Source organism: Paenibacillus terricola, assembly GCF_014779765.1.
Classification (GTDB): domain Bacteria; phylum Bacillota; class Bacilli; order Paenibacillales; family Paenibacillaceae; genus Paenibacillus_T; species Paenibacillus_T terricola.
The window spans coordinates 482,296-504,651 of record NZ_JACXZA010000001.1 but is presented as its reverse complement, the minus strand read 5'-3'; the positions used below and the strand labels follow the sequence as shown (position 1 = coordinate 504,651).

Annotated in this window: 18 protein-coding genes; 6 read left to right on the top strand and 12 right to left on the bottom strand. The window is 49.9% G+C overall.

The window, feature by feature from the left end; translation table 11 throughout:
• Positions 1 to 3: 3 nt before the first annotated feature.
• On the bottom strand, positions 4 to 1,356 hold the full coding sequence (locus H8B09_RS02255) for a glycoside hydrolase family 30 protein (RefSeq protein ID WP_191201849.1): 1,353 nt from the start codon (positions 1,354 to 1,356) through the stop codon (positions 4 to 6).
• 140 nt (positions 1,357 to 1,496) lie between these two features.
• On the opposite strand from H8B09_RS02255, the gene H8B09_RS02250 reads away from it, so the two are divergent.
• Positions 1,497 to 2,285: an AraC family transcriptional regulator gene (locus H8B09_RS02250; RefSeq protein WP_191201848.1), complete on the top strand. Its 789-nt coding sequence runs from the start codon at positions 1,497 to 1,499 to the stop codon at positions 2,283 to 2,285.
• 77 nt (positions 2,286 to 2,362) lie between these two features.
• Here the strand turns inward: H8B09_RS02250 and H8B09_RS02245 are convergent, their stop codons facing one another.
• The 9 genes from H8B09_RS02245 to H8B09_RS02205 all read right to left on the bottom strand — a co-directional run bounded on the left by H8B09_RS02245 (position 2,363) and on the right by H8B09_RS02205 (position 14,287).
• Positions 2,363 to 3,286: a YhcN/YlaJ family sporulation lipoprotein gene (locus tag H8B09_RS02245; protein WP_191201847.1), complete on the bottom strand. Its 924-nt coding sequence runs from the start codon at positions 3,284 to 3,286 to the stop codon at positions 2,363 to 2,365.
• Between the two features lie 44 nt (positions 3,287 to 3,330).
• Positions 3,331 to 4,143: a polysaccharide deacetylase family protein gene (locus H8B09_RS02240; RefSeq protein WP_191201846.1), complete on the bottom strand. Its 813-nt coding sequence runs from the start codon at positions 4,141 to 4,143 to the stop codon at positions 3,331 to 3,333.
• Positions 4,144 to 4,297: 154 nt separating this feature from the next.
• On the bottom strand, positions 4,298 to 5,233 hold the full coding sequence (locus H8B09_RS02235) for a transglutaminase family protein (protein WP_191201845.1): 936 nt from the start codon (positions 5,231 to 5,233) through the stop codon (positions 4,298 to 4,300).
• Entirely contained in the window at positions 5,230 to 6,213 is a 984-nt protein-coding gene (locus tag H8B09_RS02230) for an alpha-E domain-containing protein (RefSeq protein WP_191201844.1), read from the bottom strand. Before H8B09_RS02230 ends, H8B09_RS02235 begins: the two co-directional genes overlap by 4 nt.
• Positions 6,214 to 6,369: 156 nt before the next feature.
• On the bottom strand, positions 6,370 to 7,827 hold the full coding sequence (locus H8B09_RS02225; RefSeq protein WP_191201843.1) for a circularly permuted type 2 ATP-grasp protein: 1,458 nt from the start codon (positions 7,825 to 7,827) through the stop codon (positions 6,370 to 6,372).
• Between the two features lie 440 nt (positions 7,828 to 8,267).
• Complete coding sequence (locus H8B09_RS02220; RefSeq protein WP_191201842.1) at positions 8,268 to 9,611, bottom strand: MATE family efflux transporter; 1,344 nt, start codon at positions 9,609 to 9,611, stop codon at positions 8,268 to 8,270.
• Between the two features lie 141 nt (positions 9,612 to 9,752).
• Positions 9,753 to 10,571 carry a class I SAM-dependent methyltransferase gene (locus H8B09_RS02215; protein ID WP_191201841.1) on the bottom strand — a complete coding sequence of 273 codons (819 nt, stop codon included), beginning with the start codon at positions 10,569 to 10,571 and terminating at the stop codon, positions 9,753 to 9,755.
• Between the two features lie 338 nt (positions 10,572 to 10,909).
• Positions 10,910 to 13,345 carry a glycoside hydrolase family 31 protein gene (locus tag H8B09_RS02210; RefSeq protein WP_191201840.1) on the bottom strand — a complete coding sequence of 812 codons (2,436 nt, stop codon included), beginning with the start codon at positions 13,343 to 13,345 and terminating at the stop codon, positions 10,910 to 10,912.
• 198 nt (positions 13,346 to 13,543) lie between these two features.
• On the bottom strand, positions 13,544 to 14,287 hold the full coding sequence (locus tag H8B09_RS02205; RefSeq protein ID WP_191201839.1) for a hypothetical protein: 744 nt from the start codon (positions 14,285 to 14,287) through the stop codon (positions 13,544 to 13,546).
• Positions 14,288 to 14,435: 148 nt separating this feature from the next.
• Between H8B09_RS02205 and H8B09_RS02200 the strand changes: the two genes are divergently transcribed.
• A complete protein-coding gene (locus H8B09_RS02200; RefSeq protein WP_191201838.1) occupies positions 14,436 to 14,975 on the top strand; it encodes a GNAT family N-acetyltransferase in 540 nt (179 codons plus the stop codon).
• A gap of 72 nt (positions 14,976 to 15,047) precedes the next feature.
• On the opposite strand, the gene H8B09_RS02195 is transcribed toward H8B09_RS02200, so the two are convergent.
• Positions 15,048 to 16,943, bottom strand: a complete 1,896-nt coding sequence (locus H8B09_RS02195) for a PrkA family serine protein kinase (protein ID WP_191201837.1) — start codon at positions 16,941 to 16,943, stop codon at positions 15,048 to 15,050.
• Between the two features lie 268 nt (positions 16,944 to 17,211).
• Between H8B09_RS02195 and H8B09_RS02190 the strand changes: the two genes are divergently transcribed.
• Positions 17,212 to 18,093 carry a DUF2161 domain-containing phosphodiesterase gene (locus tag H8B09_RS02190; RefSeq protein WP_191202763.1) on the top strand — a complete coding sequence of 294 codons (882 nt, stop codon included), beginning with the start codon at positions 17,212 to 17,214 and terminating at the stop codon, positions 18,091 to 18,093.
• A gap of 693 nt (positions 18,094 to 18,786) precedes the next feature.
• Here H8B09_RS02190 and H8B09_RS02185 read toward each other — a convergent pair.
• Complete coding sequence (locus H8B09_RS02185) at positions 18,787 to 19,560, bottom strand: hypothetical protein (RefSeq protein WP_191201836.1); 774 nt, start codon at positions 19,558 to 19,560, stop codon at positions 18,787 to 18,789.
• 105 nt (positions 19,561 to 19,665) lie between these two features.
• Here H8B09_RS02185 and H8B09_RS02180 point away from each other — a divergent pair, with 105 nt between their 5' ends.
• Genes H8B09_RS02180 through H8B09_RS02170 form a run of 3 tightly spaced genes read left to right on the top strand, consistent with a single transcriptional unit; the run spans position 19,666 to position 22,283 of the window.
• Positions 19,666 to 19,995 carry an HIT domain-containing protein gene (locus H8B09_RS02180; RefSeq protein WP_191201835.1) on the top strand — a complete coding sequence of 110 codons (330 nt, stop codon included), beginning with the start codon at positions 19,666 to 19,668 and terminating at the stop codon, positions 19,993 to 19,995.
• A 33-nt stretch (positions 19,996 to 20,028) separates the two neighbouring features.
• Entirely contained in the window at positions 20,029 to 20,985 is a 957-nt protein-coding gene (locus tag H8B09_RS02175) for an AraC family transcriptional regulator (protein WP_191201834.1), read from the top strand.
• Positions 20,986 to 20,996: 11 nt separating this feature from the next.
• Positions 20,997 to 22,283 carry an effector binding domain-containing protein gene (locus tag H8B09_RS02170; RefSeq protein WP_191201833.1) on the top strand — a complete coding sequence of 429 codons (1,287 nt, stop codon included), beginning with the start codon at positions 20,997 to 20,999 and terminating at the stop codon, positions 22,281 to 22,283.
• The last annotated feature ends 73 nt before the right edge of the window (positions 22,284 to 22,356 follow it).

Sequence of the window (22,356 nt, the reverse complement as noted above, 5' to 3'; positions counted from 1 at the left end):
CTCTTATAGACTTGGGAACAGCAGCGTCTGGATGCCGTGCGCCGGGATGCTGCCTTCTGCTACTTGCTCACGGTTGCGCAGCACATAGGGTTGCTGCTCGTCCGTACGGTTAAGAATAACAACAACGATCTGGCCGTCTGGATTACGGAATGCGGATGTCTGAAGATGCTCCGTATATTTCGTGCAGCCTATACGAACGGCACCCGGACGAATATATTTGCTGAAATGTCCGATGTAATAGTACGACGACTGGAACGTCAGCGAATCATTCTTCGTGTCCGCAATGATCGGTGCATCGCAGTAGTTCGCAACATGGTTCGGTCCGCCCTGCTCATCAAGTACGATGTTCCAGTCCGTCCAGCCTTCCATGCCATTATTCAGATTGCCGATAATGTCATGCGCATAACGTTCGCCGCTCTTCCAAGAGCCGATCTGTACGCCGCCTTCATGACAGCCTTCCGTGAAAATAAGACCCTTCGTCGGATAGCGGTGTTTAACTGCCTGCAGCGCTTCAAAGTGATCGCCGGAGTACCAGTGGAAGCCAAGGCCCCAGATGTACTTGGACGCTTCTGCATCCTCGAATGCCGTTCTTGCACGATCATAGACGCGCTCTTTGTTATGATCCCAGATCATCACTTTCACATCTGCACGACCTGCGCGGTGCAGTTCAGGTCCGAGGTAGTCACGAACGAAATCACGCTCTTCTTCTGCCGTGTAGATGCACGAATCCCAGATCTGAACCGCTTTTGCTTCATTCTGAACCGTAAGCCCCCATACCGGCAGACCTTCTGCTTCGTATGCTTCAATGAATTTGACATAGTAACGCGCCCAAGCATTGCGATACTCCGGCTTCAGCTTGCCGCCGTTGTTCATCTCCCCGTTCGTCTTCATCCAAGCCGGCGGGCTCCATGGCGAGGCATAGAACGTAAAGCTGTCCCCCGCTAGCTCCTTGGCTTGTTGAATGTATGGAATCATCAGCTCGCGGTCATGGCTGATATCGAAGGTTTCCAGCTCTGCATCGTTACCCTGTACATACGTGTAATTGCCGAGAGAGAAATCGCAGCTATTAATGTGCGTACGGCAAATTGTGTAGCCGATGCCGTCCTTCTGATCGTAGTAGGCATCCAGAATTCGCTTGCTGTTCGCAGGGCCGAGCTTCGATGCCGTTACGACGGAAGCTTCTGTAATTGCACCGCCGAAGCCGATAATGGATTGGAATTCTATATCTTCATATACGTTAATGATTCTATTCTCAATACCTTGTACATCATCGCGCAGCTCGATTGGAAGCGCCTCTGATAACCGGTCCTGCGTGCCTTGTGCCGTTTGAATCGTTCTTACTTTACGAGTCGTCATTTGTCCTGCTCCCTTTCCTAAATCGTCATGCTTTTATTATAATAGGAGCCAGTTATTCGGTTGAAGAAACAATATGCTTGAAAACATCAACAATCTGATTGAACTTAGATCATTCACATCGATAGGGGAGCGAAACTGGCATGCAGGAGATCCATGTTCACCTCAGCGAATATTCGAAACATCAACATCCATTTCACCACTTGTTTGATCAGGGCCTAGATACTTATATCATTCGCCTTCAGATTGAAGGCATTTGCCAAGCATTGGTGAATGGCGCCATTCGCGATATTAAACCTGGCGACCTGTTAATGTTCAAACCGGGTGATATCTACGATCTGCGCATCGGCTATGGACAGGAAACGTTTACACAATCCGGTGATTATTTCGTGATGAGCAATGGTCCAGGCATGCGGGAATGGTGGGAGCTGAAGCCGCGCCCAACGCTGACGAAGATCGCTGAAGATAATCGGCTGCAGGCAGTGTGGCGTCAGATCATTTTGGAGAAAAGAAGATTGGATGGCGGCAATCCTGCGATCGTAACCGCCCTCGTCTGGTCGCTGCTCCTGCTGATCGACCGCGCGATCGAGGAAGCGCCAGAGGATCAGTCGCCCGCCGCGTATCATGCGCTTCGGATGCGTCAGTATATCGAGGAGCATGCAGCAGGCGAGCTTACGCTCGCTGATGTCGCCCATCATACGGGCTTGAGTGTGTCGCGGGCCGTCTATTTGTTCAAACAACATTTTGGCACATCAATCATTCATTATACGCAGCAGCTCCGACTCGCGCATGCGGTGAAGCTGATGGATCACAGCGCCTTGTCGCTTGAGCAGATCGCTTCAGAAACAGGACTCGGCAGCTATGCCTACTTCCATCGTCTGTTTCGCGAGCGATATGGCATCTCGCCCGGTGCCTATCGGAAGAAGAACTAGCTCAGCACCAGCGTACACAGCAAAAAAGGACAAACCGCGCTCTTCTGTGCAGCGGCTTGTCCTTCTTTCAACCATTATTAGCGCAGCGGCGCTGTTACGGCATTACCAATATCGGAGATAATGTCGCGAATATCATTGCCAAGCGTACGAATTGGGTGGCGCAGTCCGTCGGTACCATTCGTACCGTACAAGTTATACGATCCGTTCGTACCTAATGACTGGTAGGAGTTGTTCAGACGATTGTTCAATCCGAGCGCTCCCTCTGTGCCATTGTGCGTGCTATTGAACGTGCCATTGCCAAGTCCGTAGGAATTCGTGTTCTCATAACGGCCGTTCATGCCTAGACCATTATACGTTCCAGTCGTTCCGTAAGGACGTACGGAGGAGGCACCGTTGTTAAGGCCCGTTCCAGTCCCCGTACCCGTCAACTGCGTCTGCAGGGAGCGGATACGCGTGTGAATGTTTTTGTCACCTGTAATGTGAACCTTCAAGCCTTTTGCTTCCGCACGCACACTTTCATGTACCTTCTTCTCGACGTTGCGCGTGTTCATGCCCTGTTTCACATCGATACCGATAATTGCATCATTGCCGTAAACAACTGCCGTTGCTTGGCTTACTCCTCTGACAGCCGCAGCTTTCTTCGAAAGCTTCTCAGCCAACGCCCGGTTGTACGAGCTTGCATTAAAGCTCGTCGTACCGTTTGTCGTACCGTTCGTACCGGTGAACGTACGGTTTGTCGTGCCATTCGCCGTGCCGCGGTAGTTGTCCATACCGGTAATGCTGTTTAATCGATGAACATTGGCGTCATTGTTGTACGTTCTATAACCGTCAGTCGTATTGTACGTTCTGTACCCGTCAGTGGAGTAGTTCCGGACCGATTGTGACTGATAACGATTCGTTGTTACCCCGTTTTTGTTACGGTCATGGTTATACGTACCGCAAGCCGTCGTGGTTACCATCATCAAAGAAAGCAGCAGCACTGCGCCAGTTGTTTTGCGCAAGCTCAATCACCTCCGCACCATATGATGCGAGGATGAAGCCGAAGTTAATCAGGTAATAGGTTACTTTGCTGGTTACTTTGTTGAGGCACGCTCGCATCCTTCATAAGCTCCGATACGGTAACGAACTGAAACCCTCTTCGAGTTAGCTCAGGCAGAATCGTTGCAAGCGCTTGAATCGTCTGAGACTTCCCCTCGATATGATCATGGAACAGCACAATGTCCCCATTATGAGCATTTCGCAGCACTTTGTTCGTAATTTGCGCTACACCAGGTCGAACCCAATCCTTCGTATCCTGATGCCATGACCAAAGAATAGGTTTCAAGCCCATTGAATTGGCGGTAGCGACGAGCTTCTCGTTAAACATTCCCCCAGGCGGTCGGAAGAGAACGGAATGCTCCCCTGTCGCTCGTTGGATGGCCTCTTCCGTTTTTTTCAGATCTGCTTGAATTTGCTGAGGAGAACTGTTCTGGAAATACGTATGGTTATACGTATGATTCGCGATCTCATGCCCTTCGGACACGATGCGGAACGCTGTCTCCGGGAATGCATCCACTCTTTTGCCAATAACAAAAAACGTACAGCGCGCGCCATACTGCTTCAACAAATCGAGAATAGCATTCGTTTGCTTTGGATCAGGGCCGTCATCGAACGTAAGCGCAATGAGCGGACGGTCGGTTTTGACCTCCCACACGACGTCGCCGCGCTTCTCATAATAATAACGATCCTTCTTCACGGGCGCTTCAGCCGAATGAGCATGAGCGGTTATCGAATGAACGGGCGTCGAATATGGAACAAAGAACTGCGGAACAAGCAGAGCGATGCATGCCGCAGTGGCAGCCCATGGATGTATTGGCATGTCAGTCTCCCTTTTTTTCTTTCAGGTTGCCCGTCCCACCCCGCAATTATTCTCTTTACGCAATAAGCCTTCATCCCGCCGCAAGGCATCGATGAAGGCTCTGATTTTTATAGTACGTATTCAAAATGGCTTCGTGATCAAAAGCGGAACCAAGCTATTCGTCAACTTTTCGAACATCCACCGTGACTTGCAGCCGCTGCTCGCCGGTCCCGTGATAAATGCCTTTCACAGGCACAATATCCTTATAGTCGCGTCCATGACCAAGCTTCACGTATCGCTCGCCGATTGGCGACTCGTTCGTCGGATCAAAGCCGCACCAGCCAAGCTTCGGCACGTAGGCCTCTACCCACGCGTGCGATGCCTGTTCGAAGTCTGCGCTGCCGCCCTGCAAGTCGCCGACGAAGTGATATCCACTCACATAGCGGGCAGGAACGCCGCGCGCCCGACATACGGCCAGCATCAGATGGGCAAAATCCTGACATACCCCTCGTCGCTTCGTTATCATCTCCGACGCCTTCGTCCGAACGTTCGTCGCACTAGGGTCGTAGATAAAGCTGGTACGGATGTACTTGCTAAGCGCTGACAGCCATTCATAGACACCAACGGCCGGCGTCACATCTACCGTCACATTGCCTTCAGCCGCGATTGCAGTCTCTCGCACAGCGCCAACAACAGGCACCTGCTCCATCAAAGCTACAATATCAGGGGTAACTTCCGTGTATGCGGTTGGAAGCAGAAACTCAATGAATCGGTCGATCGATTCATCCGAGGTCAACTTCGCCCACGCCTCCGCTGGTTTTAACTGCTGCTTATGTGCGCTTTCTTCTTTATTGAAGGACTCTGTCGTCACAACGGTCAGATTCGTCCGGATGGTTAGCTTCGTATGAGGGGCATTAACGGAGAATGCATGCACGCGGTTGCCGAAACAGTCTTCATATGTGAACAATGAAGCATTAGGTTCGATAGCGATCGAGTGATTGTAACATGCTTGGCGTTCATTCGTGCTCGGGGTCAGCCGGATTTCATTGACACTGTCGGTGATCGGCTCCGCATAGCTGTACTGCGTCATGTGAGAGATTTGCAGCTTCATGCGCTGACTTCCCCCATTCGAAAGAACGTCTTGGCGAATGCCACGCCAAGCGATTCACATGCGCTGAGCAGATGTGCCGTGATATGGCCTTCACGATCCAGCACCAGATCGTCCCGTTCCAAGCAGCCAATATCAGCAATCACTTTGCCAACTTGCCTTATGATACGATCGTGTGCCGCACGCAGCTGTTTATCCTGCAGATCCAGGGCACGAATATGCTCAACAAGCTCTTGTAAGGCAAAATGAACCGAGCGCGGAAATGTCGGATTGAGGACAACGAATTCTACGATTGCCTCAACAGCGACGCTGTCCAGATAATATCGGCGGAACGATTGATAACCACTCACCGATTTGAGTACTGCATTCAGATACGGATAGGCATTGGCACTGTTCCAACCCTCGCCTTCCGCTGCATGCTCAACAGCCTGCAGAATACGGAGCGTATTCTCCGCACGCTCTAGGTACCGGCCGCACTCGATGAAATGCCATTCATTCTCCCGAGGCATCACCGATTGGCTGTAGCCTTGGAACAAGGCCGTCCAATCCTTCGTCTGGCCGAAAAACTGATGGGGCGACTCGCGGGTCAAATCCTTCGCTTGCTTCTCGCGGAGCCATAGGTAGAAGCCGTTGATCGTATCCCATAGCTCGCTAGGCACCTTCTCCCGCAATGTTCTAAGATTGTTCCGTGCATGATTAACGCAGGAGACGAGCGAATTCGGATTGTCGCGATCGAGCGTTACATACATGAGCACTTCCTGCTCATCGTATGAATCATACTGCTGCTCGAATGCATGCCTGCTGCCAAGCGCATCAACGATGCGAGCCCATTTGCACATCGTCTCAACCGGTTCCTCGCCTGTGGTTAAGATCAGCTCTTCCTGCTGCAAATGATAGTGAACATCAATGAGCCTCGCATGGTTCTCTGCACGTTCCATATAACGGCCGATCCAGAACAGCGCTTCGGCATTACGGTTCAACACGTCAATCCCTCCATTCTAAAATGTTGCGTAAATACGCATGGTGCGACAGCACCTTGTGTATGCAGCAACATCACATCGGAAGCGTTACTAATGTTGCGTAAATACGCATGCAGCCCTGCTGCTTGCGGATATAGCAACATTACATCGGAAGCATACTTAACGACTGAGCACCCACGTATCTTTCACGCCGCCGCCCTGCGAAGAGTTGACGACGAGTGATCCCTCATTCATTGCAACACGCGTGAGACCGCCCGGAATAACATGAGACTCCGTCCCTTTCAATACGAATGCCCGCAAATCAATATGCCTCGGCACCATCGCGCCACCCTGCATAATCGGTGCACGTGAAAGCTGCATCGTCGTCTGTGCGACATACTTCTCAGGCGTTTTGCGGATCGCATCAGCGAATGCGGCAATTTCTTTCGGAGATGCTGCAGGACCGATCAGCATACCGTAACCACCCGACAGCGATGTTTCCTTCACGACAAGTTCATCTAGATGAGCAAGCGCGTATTCCCTATCTTCTTTGCGCGTCAGAATATACGTTGGTACGTTAAGCAGTATCGGCTCCTCGCCGAGGTAATAACGAATCATGTCCGGGACATAAGCATACACCGCTTTATCGTCCGCAACGCCAGTACCTGGCGCATTCGCTATCGCGACGTTGCCTGCCCGATAAGCATTCATTAATCCCGGCACCCCTAACAACGAGGTCGGATTAAACGCCAACGGATCCAGGAAATCGTCATCAATGCGACGATAGATGACATCTACCTGCCGTAAGCCGTTCAAGCTGCGGATATAGATTTTATGGTCCATATAGACAAGATCGCGTCCCTCAACAAGATGAAGGCCCATCTGCTGTGCTAGAAATGTATGCTCGAAGTAGGCGGAATTATAAGGGCCTGGGCTAAGAAGTGCGATAACAGGATCTTTTTTGCCCGTTGGACTGAGCGATTTGAGCGCGCTAAGAAATACGTTCAAGCTGCGTTCAACATCCTGCACCGAGGAAGACAGGTACAAATCGTGGAATAGCTCACTCATCATCGTACGCCCCTTATACAAATAAGAGAATCCCGATGGTGAGCGCAAATTATCTTCAAGCACAAAGTATCGTCCGCGCTCATCGCGAATGAGGTCTATACCTGATGCTGTTATATAGATGCCGCCGGGAACGTCCACCCCGACCATCTCCGGACGAAAATACGTATTCGATACAATCATCCGGCGTGGAATGACGCCATCCTTCACAATATGCTGCTCATGGTACACATCATGCAAGAAAGCATTGAGCGCTTGCACCCGCTGGCGAAGACCTCGCTCGATTGCTTCCCATTCATGCTTCGGAATAACACGTGGAATAAAGTCGAATGGTATCGTCCGCTCGAGCGGTTCCTGTTGATTCGGTTCATACAGCGTGAAAGTAATGCCCTCTTCCAGCATTCTCTGATTCAGCGCTTGCTGCCGAGCGGCCAGGTCTGCTGGCTTCATTCGGGAAAACAGCCGATAAACAGGGTCGTAATGCGGACGAACGGTGAAATCCGTGTCGAACATTTCGTCGTAGAACGATTGCGAATCATAATACGGTGTCTGCGACTGTCTGGCCGTCGACATGTCAACCGCCTCCTCCAAGGTGCTGCAGCAACCTTTCTCAATCGTGCCATTCGCCGTCACGCTAATTTATGTCACGAATTGTTACACAATAGCCGCAAATTGGGAATGAATTTAATTTGATCCTACTACATTCTTTCCTTTTGTGTCAACTTATATAACATTAGGTAGAAGATTCATGGTACAAGGAAGACAGGACCCAACGAATTGGATCCTGTCTTCTCGTTATCCGGGCTCCGTAATGCGCCTTCCACCACTGCTAAAGATTCGCCCAATCGCCTTCATTTTCCTTCTTAGAAGTTCGTCCGAGCATGCCTCGTTTTGGAGAAAGTACGCCTTACTGGAGTATATGTGAGCCCATATGGAAATATGCTTGCCTACCTGGCAATATTTTTGTCAAATGATGACGAAACCGAAAATTCGGTGCCGAAACGTCACTTTTACTAGTGCGCCGACGCCTCTTTCACCCGGATCAACGACCAATCCGTTCGGTAGAAGCGGATCATGACGGAGATCCCGAATACGGTCAAATAGAGATACAACGCCAGCCACGCACCCATGCTGCCCCAGTCGAATACGAACAAGAACAAGTAGGCAAGCGGTACGAACAGCGCCCACGAACATATGACGGAAACTCTCAGCAGGAAGGTTGTCTCACCCAAGCCGCGCATGCAGCCTGCGTATACATTAAGTAATCCATCGAAAATTTGCAGATAAGCTGACACGCTGATCAAGTGGGCCGCAAGTTTATACACTTCGGGATCGCTCGTATACACATGCGCGATTGGAACCGCGAATATAAGCTCAAGCGTACCGAGCGCAATAAGGAACAATGTGCAGAGTATCGCCACGTCGGTCCCCGCTCTTCGCCCAAGCTTCGTTTCGCCTTGTCCAACATAGCGGCCAACAAGAATCGTTGCGGTTGAACCGAAAGCAAAGGCTGGCATGAAACCGAATGACATAATGCTTAGCGCCACCTCATTCGCTGCCAGCGCCTGATCGCTAAGCCGTGCAACGAATGCGGTGAACAGGTACATCGCAAGACTAAGCGAGAATTCCTGTACGCCTAGCTTGCCGCTCTCTGCGGCGAGCAACTTCATCTCTCGCCAGTCGATACGTGCAGGGACGCGTGTACGATACTTCCGATGTAAAGGGAAGAAGAAGACGTAAGCACAGACAAGCGCTTGAATGCCCTCCCCAAGCAGCATCGCTATCCCCGCTCCCTTAAGTCCGAGCTCAGGCAGACCCCAATGACCATACGTAAGCGTATATGTACCAAGCAGCATGATGGCATTAGCTATAATTGACACCACCATGGACAGCCTAGTCGCTCCAATGCCCCGCAGGAAGCCATGGAAGGCGAAGTTGAAAATACCGAACGCCATCGCATAGAAGCGAAGCTCCGTGTAGAACGTACCGGCTTCGACTAACTCCTTAGAGCCCCCTGTTAATCGAAGCAGATCGTCCGCGAACAGCCACCCGACAGCGGCGAGGAACACAGCGAATAAGGCACATAAGTAGAAGGCGAAATAAGTGCGCTCAATCCCTTTGCGCATGTTGCCTGCACCGTCATTTTGCGCGACGAGATAGTTGACGGTGTGGCCAATGCCGGAGAAGATGGCGAATGCGTTGTACATGATGATATTAACGACACCAACAATTGCGATAAACAAAAAACCCAGCTTGCCGACGATGATAAGATTGAGCGTACCTGTCACCGTCTGTCCTGCGAATGCAACGAGCGAAGGGATCGCCAGCGCAAGAATCATTTTCCAGCTTCGTAACATGTTAGTCTCCTCTAGTGCTGAAGTTGCCCTAATTGTGCAGGAGGAAGCTCAGACCTGTCAACTATATTGATGTATGGAGATTTTGTAAGGATGAAGGGCAGAACAATAGCAGCCCATATCGGACCGCTATCTCCCATTAAACTATTTGCGTGTTGCCGTTACCCGCAGACGACGGTAATCCACATTCCACTCGCCATTGCTGTACAACGCCGGGCGAAGGCGTTCCTCCGCCCAGCGGACGACCGCATCCGCTTCTTCTGCCGGCAGTACAGACAGTATGCCATCCGCGAACGTTGCCAGCCACCCACGGAGCCCATTGTCTCCATTCGCCTGCTTCGTCGGACGATCGAACAAGATCGCCGAATTCACCTCGAAGCCTGCCTGCTGCAGCACCATCCCATACTCCCCAATCGTCGGGAAATACCAAGGGGATTGGTACGGCTGACTGACACCAATCGCATCGAATGCTTCGCGAAGAGCGTCTGTCACTGCTTGAATGTTGCCATGGCCGCCGAACTCGACGACGAGCCTGCCGCCAGGCTTGAGCGAAGCTGCCATGCTGGCAGCAACTCCCGCTGCATCAGTCATCCAATGAAGTGCAGCATTGCTGAATATTGCATCTACTGGTTCAGGGGCAACAAATCGCTGTCCGTCGGCCACCTCGAACTTCAGCGTTGGATATTTGGCACGAGCGCTGTCAATCATCGATGCCGAGAAGTCGATGCCTGCTACGTGAGCGCCTTTCTCTGCAATGGCTGAAGCAAGATCCCCTGATCCGCATCCCCAGTCAATAACCGTCTCGCCAGGCTTCACTTGGAGCAGATCGATTAATGGTGCGCCAAACGCCGATACGAATGCCATTTCCTTATCATAAACTTCCGGTTTCCACGTTTGCTGCTGTCCTGCCTTCTTCTCTCCATCCACACTTGGCTGATTCACGCCTACTCGTTCGTTAACCATCTCTCACACGCTCCTATCATTTACTGTTCAATTCCTTATAAAGGTTATATCACGCTTCACTTGATAACTGAAATATATAATGTCTATTTACTTGATAGATATAAACTATAAGCGGTCTGGCTATGATTTAGTTTAAAGAAGCATCAGCCACGACCGGCTCGCTGTACAAGTACACAGCACAGCCGCTCCATTGCCGATGCTTCTTTATTAATTTATACAATTAATAGTAAAAACCCGGCTGTTCAGCACCGTAGCGGAGTTCGAGGGTTGGATCAAAATTCGATGCCAAATAAGCTGCCCGAGCCCCTTCGTGATCAACGGACGGGTTTTTACTTACCTTAAGTCCATTCGATGCGTGCTGGCCATTGTTCGAACTCCAGCGTCATCCTCGTACCCGCTGCGTTTGACTCAACGGCGATTGATTCAAGCCGCTCGATCTCCCGATTATCTGATGACCAAGCACGTACTTGATTCAGCTGGTTGCGCAAGCCGTGGATCGTTAGGCTAACCGCTTGAGTCTGTTCTCCAAGACCTGCATGTACAACACGCGTCGAGAACGAAACGGAATGATGTGTCTCCTGCAAAATTAGCTCTCTATTCATATACTGGCCATTGCGGTATTGATCCGTCAAGCCATCATCCTCATAGTGAAGCTTCTGGTTCGTCTCGGCACTACTAGACGCAGACGCATACAGCTCAATGTGGCGGATCGCTGCTGCAGCAGGATCTGTTGTATGTTGTGCATTCTCACCTTGCTCAACGATAATGGCTCCCCCTCGAATATAGATTGGCATCGTCTCGAGCGGCGCATTCGCCAGAACATGCCGGCCGCCGCTTAGTCGCTCACCTGTCCAGTAGTCATACCATTGTCCTTCTGGCAGGTAGACCGAGCGGCACGCAACGCCTGGCTTCAATACTGGCGCCAAGAGGATATCCGTTCCCAGCATATATTGATCATTCATATTCGTCACGAACGGATCATTCGGATATTCGAGCACGAGCGGTCGGACGATCGGTACACCTGTTTCATTCGCTTCCTTGAACAAGCTGTAGATCGTCGGCAAAAGGCGATATCGAAGAAGGATATATTCACGGCAGATCTGCTCAACAGCAGCTCCGAAAGCCCATGGCTCCTGCCGAATCGAGCCCAGCTCGCTATGATTGCGGAAGTAAGGAAGCAAGGCGCCAGCCTGCGTCCAACGCGCAAGCAGCTCGCCGCCGCTATGGGAGGCGAATCCGCCAACATCCGCTCCCGTGAATGCAACACCAGACATTCCGAGATTCATAATCATCGGAATCGACTGCGCCAAGTGCTCCCAGTAGCTGCGGTTGTCGCCTGTCCATACAGCAGCATACTTTTGAATACCGGCATAACCTGCACGGGTTAACACAAATGGCCGCTCGCCATCCAGCAGCCGCTCCAATCCAAGGTACGTCGCCTTCGACATCCACAAGCCATACAGATTGTGAAGCTCGCCATGCGTCCTCGGCTGGCCATCATTGTTATGCATAACCTCGGCATCCATTGTCTTGGACTCCGAATCGAAAACCGACGGTTCATTCATATCGTTCCAGATGCCGCTGATGCCAATCTCGGTATAGAAGGCGTGAAGATCGCCCCACCACGCTGCCGCCGCTGGGTCAGAGAAATCCGGGAATACACTCTCGCCTGGCCAGACCTTCCCAGAGAACAACTCGCCTTCAATGAAACGGCAGAAGTAATCGTTCGCAAGCCCTTCCCGATAAACGGCGTCGGAAGCCGTTTTCTTCACGCCAGGATCGACGATTGGGACAATGCGTATGCCCATTTCCTTAAGTTCGGCCATCATCGCCTTCGGATCCGGGAAGCGGATCGGATCGAATGTGAAGACGCGATAGCTCTCCATATAATGAATATCGAGATAGATGGCATCGCAAGGAATACCCTTCTCACGGAATGTACGCGCGAGCGTCAGCACTTCCTCTTGATCCATATAGCTGTAACGGGATTGGTGATAACCAAGTGACCACTTGGGCGGCATCGGGGCACGTCCGGTCAACTGCGTGTAGCGGCTTACGACGGATTTAAGATCCGGACCTGTAATGACGTAATAACGCAGTGCGCCTGCTGCACAGCCGAAGCTGAATGAATCCGCAAAAGATCGCATATCAACGAATGTTCGGCCCGGATTGTCGAGGAAAATACCATATGCACCTTCCTTATCTGCATGAATAACGAACGGAATCGATTGGTACAACGCATCGATGTCTTGCACATGCGGCGAATAAACGTCCGTATTCCACATTTCATACCGTTCGCCAGCCTTGTTAAGGAATCCAGCTTTCTCGCCAAGCCCATAGAAACGAGAGGCAGCAGTTTTCGCAAAATACGCACTCGCCTTCCATTGGGCATTCCAAGACAGCCCCGATTGACGTGCAAATGCACCATCCTTCGTACCGAAGGTGATCCACGATGACTGCAAATCAATCTCGACGACCTGCTTATTGCCCTGCAGCGTCAGCTTCTGTCCATCTATTACATACTCTGCAGGCAGTACAGCGGGCAGCTCGACTTCTTTCGTTCCGGCCACAGCGTTTGAATCGCCCGTTCCGAGCAGTGTAACTTGTATGAAATCATCGCCATACAATGCAAAGTCCAGCGTGCCCTGTGTATAATGAAGTCGGATCGCGCCATTGCTCTCCTCCGTCACTTTCTTCACTTCTCCAAGCGGACGGTCGCCCTCCGCACGTGGTGCGTGATGATGATCCGGGTGAATCGTTTCACTATTAAGCATCGTCGTTGCACTCCCTCCAATAGTTGCAGCTGCGACAGCAGCCCAAAGCCAACAAATACGAACAGGCCAATACCGTAGTGGGTATTGACCCCCGCTGTGTTTGATCTGCCTTCATTATCGGAGATTTAGCAGTTGGTGACGATGTTCGATCTTACGCTAGATCCGTCGTATATTACGCATCTCTAAACTTGTGCCGCATTAAGATGCCGTATCCTCTTGGAACACAACCACCTTTTCCCCTTGCTTAACGAATGCATCGTTGATCCACTCGAACGTCGATTCGAATGTTTCTCCTCGGCTGTTATCGTAATAACGATTGAGCAACGAGCTCGGCGGCTTCTTCGCATAGCGGGTCGAATAATAGCCGTCTCGGTCAGACGTGAAGATCGGGCCTCCGATTCGAGAGATGCCTTCCGGCTGAATCGTATAGATGTTGAAGATATTGCCGTTGCTCGTTGCATATTGTCCGACTGTAAAATCCGGATAACCGTCTCCATTGTAATCATCGAACGGTATAGAGAATGGCAGCATGCCTCTGCGGAAAGTCATACTTCCATCGGATTCGAATTCCACCCCAATATCATGCGTCTGCAGTACATTCCCCGCCGCATCCGTCAATTCAGCAGCGAATTGTCCGACATAACAATCACCCATGATCGGACCTGGATCCGGGTATTTCACAAGTTTTCCTTCGGTCATCTTAATAAGAAGCTTCTCCATTGTTCCATCATTATTCCAATCGACTGTTTCCTCCGATATTGTCACGTCGGTTAGCCTGCCGCTATCATCATCGGCCGTAGTTTCTACATTCTCAACGCCCTGCGAACTTGCCAATGTTGATGGTGGTTCTCCTCCGTTATCGTCGGCAGCCTGACATGCCGCCAAAGACAGCGACAATAAGATTACACATACGGCGATCCCTGTAATTCGACTAAGATGCATCGATCCCTCTCCGATCTCTTGACCATTCATTTCATGCTGCCTATATGGACGCTGAAGACGTATGGAAAGTTACGGATAATCCGCTGCTGCATCCACGATTTTCTGTGGTACAATAGCTTGTCCAAACATACTTCATTGGAGGTGTAGAATGATCTATTTTGAGACAGCAAGATTACAATTACGCGACTGGGAGGAAACAGATCTGGAGCCATTTCGTCGACTCAATGCGGACGAAGAGGTTATGACGTATTTTCCCAAAACTTTATCCAACGAAGAAACAGATGTGTTCTATCAATCAATCATGTCCGAGTTTCAGGAATGCGGATTTGGGTTATACGCCGTAGAAGTCAAAGAAAGCAAAGCGTTTATTGGCTTTATCGGCTTTCACCGGCCAACATTCGAAGCTGACTTTACACCATGCATAGAGATTGGCTGGAGGCTGAAGAAAGAAGCCTGGGGAAAAGGGTATGCAACGGAGGGCGCGAAAGCTTGTCTGCAATATGGATTTAACCAATTGGGATTTACTGACGTTTATAGCTTTACGGCCGAGGTGAACACCCCTTCGAAGAATGTGATGTCCAAAATCGGCATGCGTTTTATTCGGACCTTCGAGCATCCTAGAGTCGAGGAAGGCAGTCCTTTAAAGAAACATGTCCTATTCCATATCGATCGAACTCTAATTGGATAAAAGAAAAGCCGTCCGAACCCCATCCTGTCGATGGATTCGAACGGCTTCTCTCACAGCTCATTGCGCCCAAGCTTATCGGTTCAACAGACTTCCCACATAACGCAGCAGCTCATTCGCGCACACCGGGCAGTAGTGGTGGTCGTCGATCAGACGTTTCGTGACTTCGTTCATGCGTTTGAGCTGCGTCTCATCCGGCGTCTTCGTAGAAGTCGTGATCTTCACGATGTCCTTCAGATCGGCGAACAGCTTCTTCTCAACTGCTTCGCGCAGACGCTCGTGGCTGGAGTAGTCGAACTTCTTGCCTTTGCGTGAGTAGGAAGATATACGAATGAGAATCTCTTCACGGAACGCTTTCTTCGCATTCTCCGATACGCCGATTTGCTCCTCAATGGAGCGCATCAGTCTTTCATCTGGATCAAGCTCCTCGCCCGTGAGCGGATCTTTGATTTTCGTCCAATTGCAGTACGCTTCGATGTTGTCGAGATAGTTCTCGAACAACGTGCGAGCAGACTCTTCGAACGAGTAAACGAACGCCTTCTGGATTTCCTTCTTGGCGAGCGCATCATACTCCTTGCGCGCAATCGAGATGAAGTTCAAGTACTTCTCACGCTCATCCTTCGTAATAGAAGGATGCTGATCAAGTCCTTCCTTCATTGCACGCAGCACGTCGAGTGCATTAATGCACTGCAGGTCTTGACGGATCAGTGCGCTCGAGATGCGGTTAATGACATAACGAGGGTCGATGCCGGACATGCCTTCTTCGATAAACTCGCTTTGCATCTCCTTCAGATCGGCTTCTTTGAAGCCTTCGACCTCTTCGCCATCGTACATGCGCATTTTCTTCACAATGTCGATGCCCTGTTTCTTCGTTTCTTTCAGACGGGTAAGTATCGAGAAAATCGCCGCGGCCCGCAAAGCATGCGGCGCAATATGAATATGCTTCATGTCGCTCTGTGCAATGAGCTTCGTATAAATCTTCTCTTCGTCCGTCACGCGCAGGTTGTATGGAATCGGCATGACGATCATCCGAGATTGGAGCGCTTCATTCTTCTTGTTGCTGATGAACGCTTTATACTCCGATTCGTTCGTGTGAGCGATGATGAGCTCGTCGGCCGAAATGAGCGCGAACCGTCCAGCTTTGAAGTTGCCTTCCTGCGTCAGCGAGAGGAGGTTCCATAGGAACTTCTCATCGCACTTCAGCATCTCTTGGAACTCCATCAGGCCGCGGTTTGCTTTATTCAGCTCACCGTCAAACCGATAGGCGCGCGGATCAGACTCCGAACCGAATTCCGTAATCGTCGAGAAGTCGATGCTGCCCGTCAGGTCTGCAATATCTTGCGATTTCGGGTCCGAAGGGCTGAACGTGCCGATGCCGATGCGATTTTCCTCCGAAACGATGACCCGCTCCACCTGTACGTTCTCGATGTCGTTGTTGAATTCCGTCCTCAGCCTCATCTGGCATGACGGGCACAGATTTCCTTCAATGCGTACACCAAGCTCACGCTCTACCTCTTGACGAAGCTCATTCGGGATAAGATGCAGCGGATCTTCATGCATCGGGCACCCTTTGATTGCGAAGACGGCACCGCGCTGTTCGCGCGAATATTGCTCTAAGCCGCGTTTGAGCATTGTGACAATCGTTGATTTGCCACCACTGACGGGTCCCATCAGCAGCAGAATTCTTTTGCGAACATCCAGTCGTCTGGCAGCTGAATGAAAATACTCCTCAACCAGCTTCTCGATCGCACGATCGAGGCCGAATATCTCCTGCTCGAAGAAGCGGTATCGCTTATGCCCGCCTGCTTCCTCGACGCCATACGATTCAATCATATCGTACACTCTGGCGTGCGCGGTCATGGCCGGTGTCGGATCATTTCTCAACAGATCAACATAATCTTTGAATGTCCCTGTCCAGGCAAGCTTATCACTCTCTGCTCGATACTCTGATAACCGTTTGAATATATCCATGCCTTGCCTCCTCCCATCGCTCGCGATCTGCCCTATCCCTACTTCCGCCTTTGGGATTTCTCTGTATCGCCCGCCGTGCCTTGGAGCTGATTTTGAAGTATTACATTCCTATGCGTTGCCGAGCAGGAAATTGACCAATTTTTTAGACGACTATTCGCTAACGCTCGACACGCCGCATCCATTCTCCTATAATGAAACACAACTAATACGAATGGGTGTTCCTGCATCGGACATCAACGGCTTCATGGGGAACGGGGAGGACAACGGGATGGCTGTAAAGGAAGAAGCGGAATTGTACGAGCCGGTTAAGCGGTATTTCGAGACGCAAGGTTACGAAGTGAAAGGCGAAGTGCTCCATTGCGATCTCGTTGCGATTAAGCCTAGAGCCGACACCGAAGACGGCATCGGTATTGAGGAAGAAGTTATTATTGTAGAAATGAAACGAACCTTCAATCTCGCCTTGCTGTTGCAAGGGGTGGAACGACTGCGGATGAATCCGCTGGTCACACTCGTCGTGGAGCGAAATCGGAAGAAAAGCGGTGCGGTCAACCAACGTTTCGGCGATATTACCGAGCTGTGCCGGATGCTGGGACTTGGACTGATGACCGTTACGTTATTCAAAACAAAACCAGCGCTCGTCGAAATGTTGTGCGAACCGGGTGATCCACCCCGTGCCCGTTACCGAGCAAAGCGGCATGATCGGCTGCTCCGCGAGTTCCGCGAGCGCTCAGGCGACTACAACGTCGGCGGCAGCACGAAGCGCAAGCTGATGACGGCCTACCGCGAGAAGTGCCTCCGCATGGCTGACGTACTGCGCCATGGTCCAGCCTCGCCCGCGACGCTCGCAAGGATGACGAGCAATAGCAAAGCGGGCGATATGCTGCGGACGAATTATTATGGCTGGTTCGAGAGGGCGGAACGAGGCATATACCGGCTCACCGCGCAAGGTACAGCCGCGCTGACCGAGCATGCGGAAGTAATTGCAGGGTGGCCGGTGCAGGAGACTGCAGTGACTGCTGATGAGAATGAAGTTGTAAGTTATACAACTAGTGCAAATGGTAAAGCAGGGGCAAAAGGTAAGGCGAGTTCAAATGATAGTGAGAGTAAGCCGAAGAAGAGGAGCAGGAAGAAAAAGCCGGAGCGGGTTTGATGGATTGAAAGATTAGTTACTTGCGGTAAAGATACGGTTGAGCTATAGATCGCTGCGGTGCGGAATGTTCTTACGATCGCTGTTGTCCTCGGATTGTTCTGATCTTATGAATTCAGAAGCGGTAACAATTCGAGTGACAAAGGCGAACGCTCCGCTTCTCCAGAACAATTCCGCCCCTCCGCTTTACGTCCGCCTCCATGCCTCGTTTCTAAAGGAAGTTTGTTCGCTCGTCTCAGAAACTGACTCGCGTAATTGCAAACCATTTGTAAGCGCTTCGCGCTTTTCAACGCGGTATACGGCCTTATTGATTAGTTATTAGTTAGTTGCCAGATGACATACGTTTGATCGTTAGCCCGCTGCGGTGCGGAATGGTCTTACGATCGCTGTTGTCCTCGGATTGTTCTGATCCTATGAATTCAAAGTATCATACCAACCAATAAATACGGCCCCTACCTTAACGGTTGTCACAATGCTTATTTCATTAAAATAGCCCATTCCACACGCTAACGGTTGCGGACGGGCTTATTCGCTTGTTTTATAAGTAAAAGCACCATCTAGAGTAGGATAACCACAATAGCAACCGCTAAGCATGCAGCAAGCTACTAGTTTTACGAAATAGCCACGAAGGTAACCGTTTGCTTCCGGTCCCTCCGGCTCAGTCGCCCTCGTATCTGTCCGGTTCGTGGCGCCGCGTCAATTGGTCGTTTTATGAGCAAGTTTCTCTTTGACCAGAGGCAGCAAAGCGTTGAACATCTCAGTCGCTTGTTCTATTTTCAGTCCGATTTCCTCTGCTGAATTCACTTTATATAGGGGTTCCAATTCAGCTAGCACATCTTGTGGGATGTCACGGGAGATGTGTATGAGATGCATGTAATAACCGATTGGCGTATGGTAGATTCGAATTAATTCAACTAGTGGCTGCAGTACATACCTTTGATAATAAGCGAATGACTCAAGGAACAGCCCCCTGTCCGTATATTTCTTGGCGCGGGCTTGCTGATTGAAAGTTTGTTCAATATGATACAGCTTGGACAATAATTCTTTCTCTAACTTCAAATGATCGAGATGACAATAGCGAACCACATTCTTTTTATCAAAAATAATGGTAGGCACAGTTCCAAGATCTTCTATGACAAACTCGTATTTTCTACTATGGCTTTGAACCGTAATGTCCAAGAGCAGCGTGCTCGGCGTACCTTCAATATGATAAACGATGTAACGGAGCAGCTCATCAGGCTTGTCTCCTTCATATTTGTAGTCGAGCGGACCAATAATGGTTAAAGTCCTTTCTAACATCTCAAGCAACCGGTCCTCATTACCGTCCTCCACATCAAAAACAATGTCCAAATCGGATAAATGATCAACGCTGCCAGTACCGTCCGAGCCTTCTAGCCACATTGCATAAATCCATTCTTGTTCCATATAAGTATACCGCAATAAATGTACGATGCGCTCTCGAATATCCATCTCAGTCCTCCTGCAAGGTTGTACTAATAATATAATCAATTCAATAACTCTCTCAAATCACCTTCTTTAATGTTAAAATAAGTAAAACCAATGGAGGGAAAAGTGATGACGGAAGATTTTTATTGCGAGGAAGTATTAAGTGGTCGTACAGCGGTACAGAAGGTATGGGAAACGGATAACGTTCTCGCCTATCATCATACTCGTCCTTTCTATCCCGTTCACATCGTGACGATCCCGAAGAGGCACATTTCTTCATTACTTACACTGGAACATAGCGAAAATGATCTCTTGATCGAGTTGATGGATGTTGTGAAGGAGGTAGCGTCCCAAGTTCAGGCCGAGCATGGAGCATGTCGTGTACTAACGAATTTGGGTAAGTATCAGGACTCGAAGCATCTTCACTTTCATGTCTTTTATGGCGAACCACTGCGTTGATTGCGTGAACTAAACATCGTCGGGAGAGGTAATATGAGCGTACATTCGGTTGTTGTAAACGAAAGACATCACTTACTTATCAATATCGTTATGGATTACATAGAGGAGCATTGCAGCCGCAAACTTTCGTTGCAAGAAACATCAGCAATTATTTCCTATTCTCCTTATCACTTTCATCGCCTTTTTAAAGGGGTAACCGGCGAGAAGCCCAATGATTACATCAAGAGAATTCGACTTGAGAAAGCACTGATGAAGATCATTAATGTTCAAGAACTTACGCTTTCTGAAATTGCAATCGACTGCGGCTTCTCTTCCCTCGGCGATTTCTCCCGGGCATTCAAAAATTATTATGGGAGAAATGCCTCCGAGGTTAGGACGCTTTTGCTCAGCAACCATGATCGCAAGATTTGTGAAATAGATCGCAAGATTTCCGAAAGCTATTTTGACACCAAATACTATAATCAAATTAGTCCGGACGGTTCTTCCCGCATTGAAGCAAACCGAACATTAAAGGTTACGATCAAGCAGCTGCCTTCCTATCGCGTAGTCTACGAACGCTGCATCGGAAGACAAGATCCTTTCTCTGATCAAGAAAGGATTCTCAAGGCGTTTGAGAACGTTTCGACTTGGACCAAATCGAATTCGAACGCCATCTATCAATCGATGTACATCGGTATTCCTAATTACCACCCGATTCTCGGGGACATGCTTAAGTGGAGCTATGACGCTTGCCGAACCGTTCCTATGAATCTGGATGTCGAGGCAGGAATCAACAGCCGCCAACTTGCTGGCGGAACATATGCCGTGATTCAGGTAGAGAAACAATCTAATATGCTTGATGCTATCATGACTATTGTTTGGTCCAAATGGCTGCCTGATAATGGCTGCGTCCTTGACGATAGCCGGCCATTCCTGGAGCTATACCCTGTGTCCGATATCGGGCACGCTGTTTATATGGATTGCTGTATACCCATTATTCCACGAAGGTAGGATGGTTGTTCATGAATGTTCAAATCGCGATCCACGACGAACTGACTCTACTTGGGATTTCGACGGAAACAACGGACACAAGCGTCAGCGCTTCTTTACAATTGGCCCGTGCATTATACAAGCGGATGAATGATATTCCGGACCGCAACAACGATAAACTATTTATAGTGTCTCTGTTTTCTGAGGACTACATGCCTGGACGTGCGTACATGCTTTTTGCAGGGTTCGAATCAGATGGCAGTGTTACACAACCACCTGAAGGCATGATCACTCAGAAAATACAAGCTCATCAGTATGCCGTCATTACCCACAATGGATCTCTACAGACTTCGAACAACTCAGTTATAACATTTCGCAATCAATGGTTGTCTCGATCTGATTATGCCGAAGCTGCCTCCTATCATTTTCAGATTGTTGACAGTAATGATATTGAGAAACCGTCGCCGGCTATCGACATATGGTTCCCTATCCAAATGAAGAAAGAGAAACAAGCAGCAATGCCGATTGCTCTGCCTTCCTTGAAGTACGACGGAGGATTCATACAAGTACTATGGGATTATCATGAGGCTGCAACAGAATGGTATTCGAAGCACTTTATCTGGACAAGCGGCGAGACCCATACGTCACGAACAGAGAAGCTGACTCGCCATGCTTTTGGAACGTGGATAAAGTCTGTGCTTTCCGAGAATGGACCTCACCCGGAACTGGCGGATCGCGGAGTGGATCCTAACGTGCGTTGGTGCTGGGATACGAAAGATATTGTGGAAGCGCATACGTATTTCCAAGAGAATCATATTCGCGTCTCGGACATTTATTTAGGACCAGGGAATCGTTATTATTTTGATCTGTGGACGACCTATGAGGGGACGCGACTGACGGTTTGCGGATATCCCGAACTCGAACAAGATTATGGAGCAAGACTGTGTCCGGGATCGGTTCGAATCGGAGTAAGCAATATCGAGGACGCCAAGCAGTGGTACCAGAAGTACACCGGGATGTCCGTTCTGGAGGAACACTTGGAACATGGCTGCGTCCTAATGGGACTTGGGGTAGAGCATCATCCAGGAACATCGTTATGGTGGTTAGAAACATTGCCCCCGAATGCTTATACGAGACCCATTAACGGAACGGCTGCACCTTACTGCGTCCTTCATGATAAATGGGCATTTCAAAATTATCATCAATACTTGATCGAGAGCGGCGTCACGGTTTCCAGCATTACGGGAAATTTGGATGGGTTTGCACGATTCCACTTCTTCGATCCGGACGGCAATCGTTTTAATATTCAGAAGTATTAGGCCTCCTTCAAGGTTCCAGCTGCGGGATGTCTCAATGGTCTTCCCTAAGGTTCATTGAGAGGCATCCCGCTTC

Coding starts and splice junctions, on each gene's coding strand:
- H8B09_RS02185 (WP_191201836.1), bottom strand. CDS start 19,560: ATGGATATTCGAGAGCGCATCGTACATTTATTGCGGTATACTTATATG.
- H8B09_RS02180 (WP_191201835.1), top strand. CDS start 19,666: ATGACGGAAGATTTTTATTGCGAGGAAGTATTAAGTGGTCGTACAGCG.
- H8B09_RS02175 (WP_191201834.1), top strand. CDS start 20,029: ATGAGCGTACATTCGGTTGTTGTAAACGAAAGACATCACTTACTTATC.
- H8B09_RS02215 (WP_191201841.1), bottom strand. CDS start 10,571: ATGGTTAACGAACGAGTAGGCGTGAATCAGCCAAGTGTGGATGGAGAG.
- H8B09_RS02255 (WP_191201849.1), bottom strand. CDS start 1,356: ATGACGACTCGTAAAGTAAGAACGATTCAAACGGCACAAGGCACGCAG.
- H8B09_RS02240 (WP_191201846.1), bottom strand. CDS start 4,143: ATGCCAATACATCCATGGGCTGCCACTGCGGCATGCATCGCTCTGCTT.
- H8B09_RS02225 (WP_191201843.1), bottom strand. CDS start 7,827: ATGTCGACGGCCAGACAGTCGCAGACACCGTATTATGATTCGCAATCG.
- H8B09_RS02190 (WP_191202763.1), top strand. CDS start 17,212: ATGGCTGTAAAGGAAGAAGCGGAATTGTACGAGCCGGTTAAGCGGTAT.
- H8B09_RS02195 (WP_191201837.1), bottom strand. CDS start 16,943: ATGGATATATTCAAACGGTTATCAGAGTATCGAGCAGAGAGTGATAAG.
- H8B09_RS02235 (WP_191201845.1), bottom strand. CDS start 5,233: ATGAAGCTGCAAATCTCTCACATGACGCAGTACAGCTATGCGGAGCCG.
- H8B09_RS02220 (WP_191201842.1), bottom strand. CDS start 9,611: ATGTTACGAAGCTGGAAAATGATTCTTGCGCTGGCGATCCCTTCGCTC.
- H8B09_RS02210 (WP_191201840.1), bottom strand. CDS start 13,345: ATGCTTAATAGTGAAACGATTCACCCGGATCATCATCACGCACCACGT.
- H8B09_RS02200 (WP_191201838.1), top strand. CDS start 14,436: ATGATCTATTTTGAGACAGCAAGATTACAATTACGCGACTGGGAGGAA.
- H8B09_RS02250 (WP_191201848.1), top strand. CDS start 1,497: ATGCAGGAGATCCATGTTCACCTCAGCGAATATTCGAAACATCAACAT.
- H8B09_RS02170 (WP_191201833.1), top strand. CDS start 20,997: ATGAATGTTCAAATCGCGATCCACGACGAACTGACTCTACTTGGGATT.
- H8B09_RS02205 (WP_191201839.1), bottom strand. CDS start 14,287: ATGCATCTTAGTCGAATTACAGGGATCGCCGTATGTGTAATCTTATTG.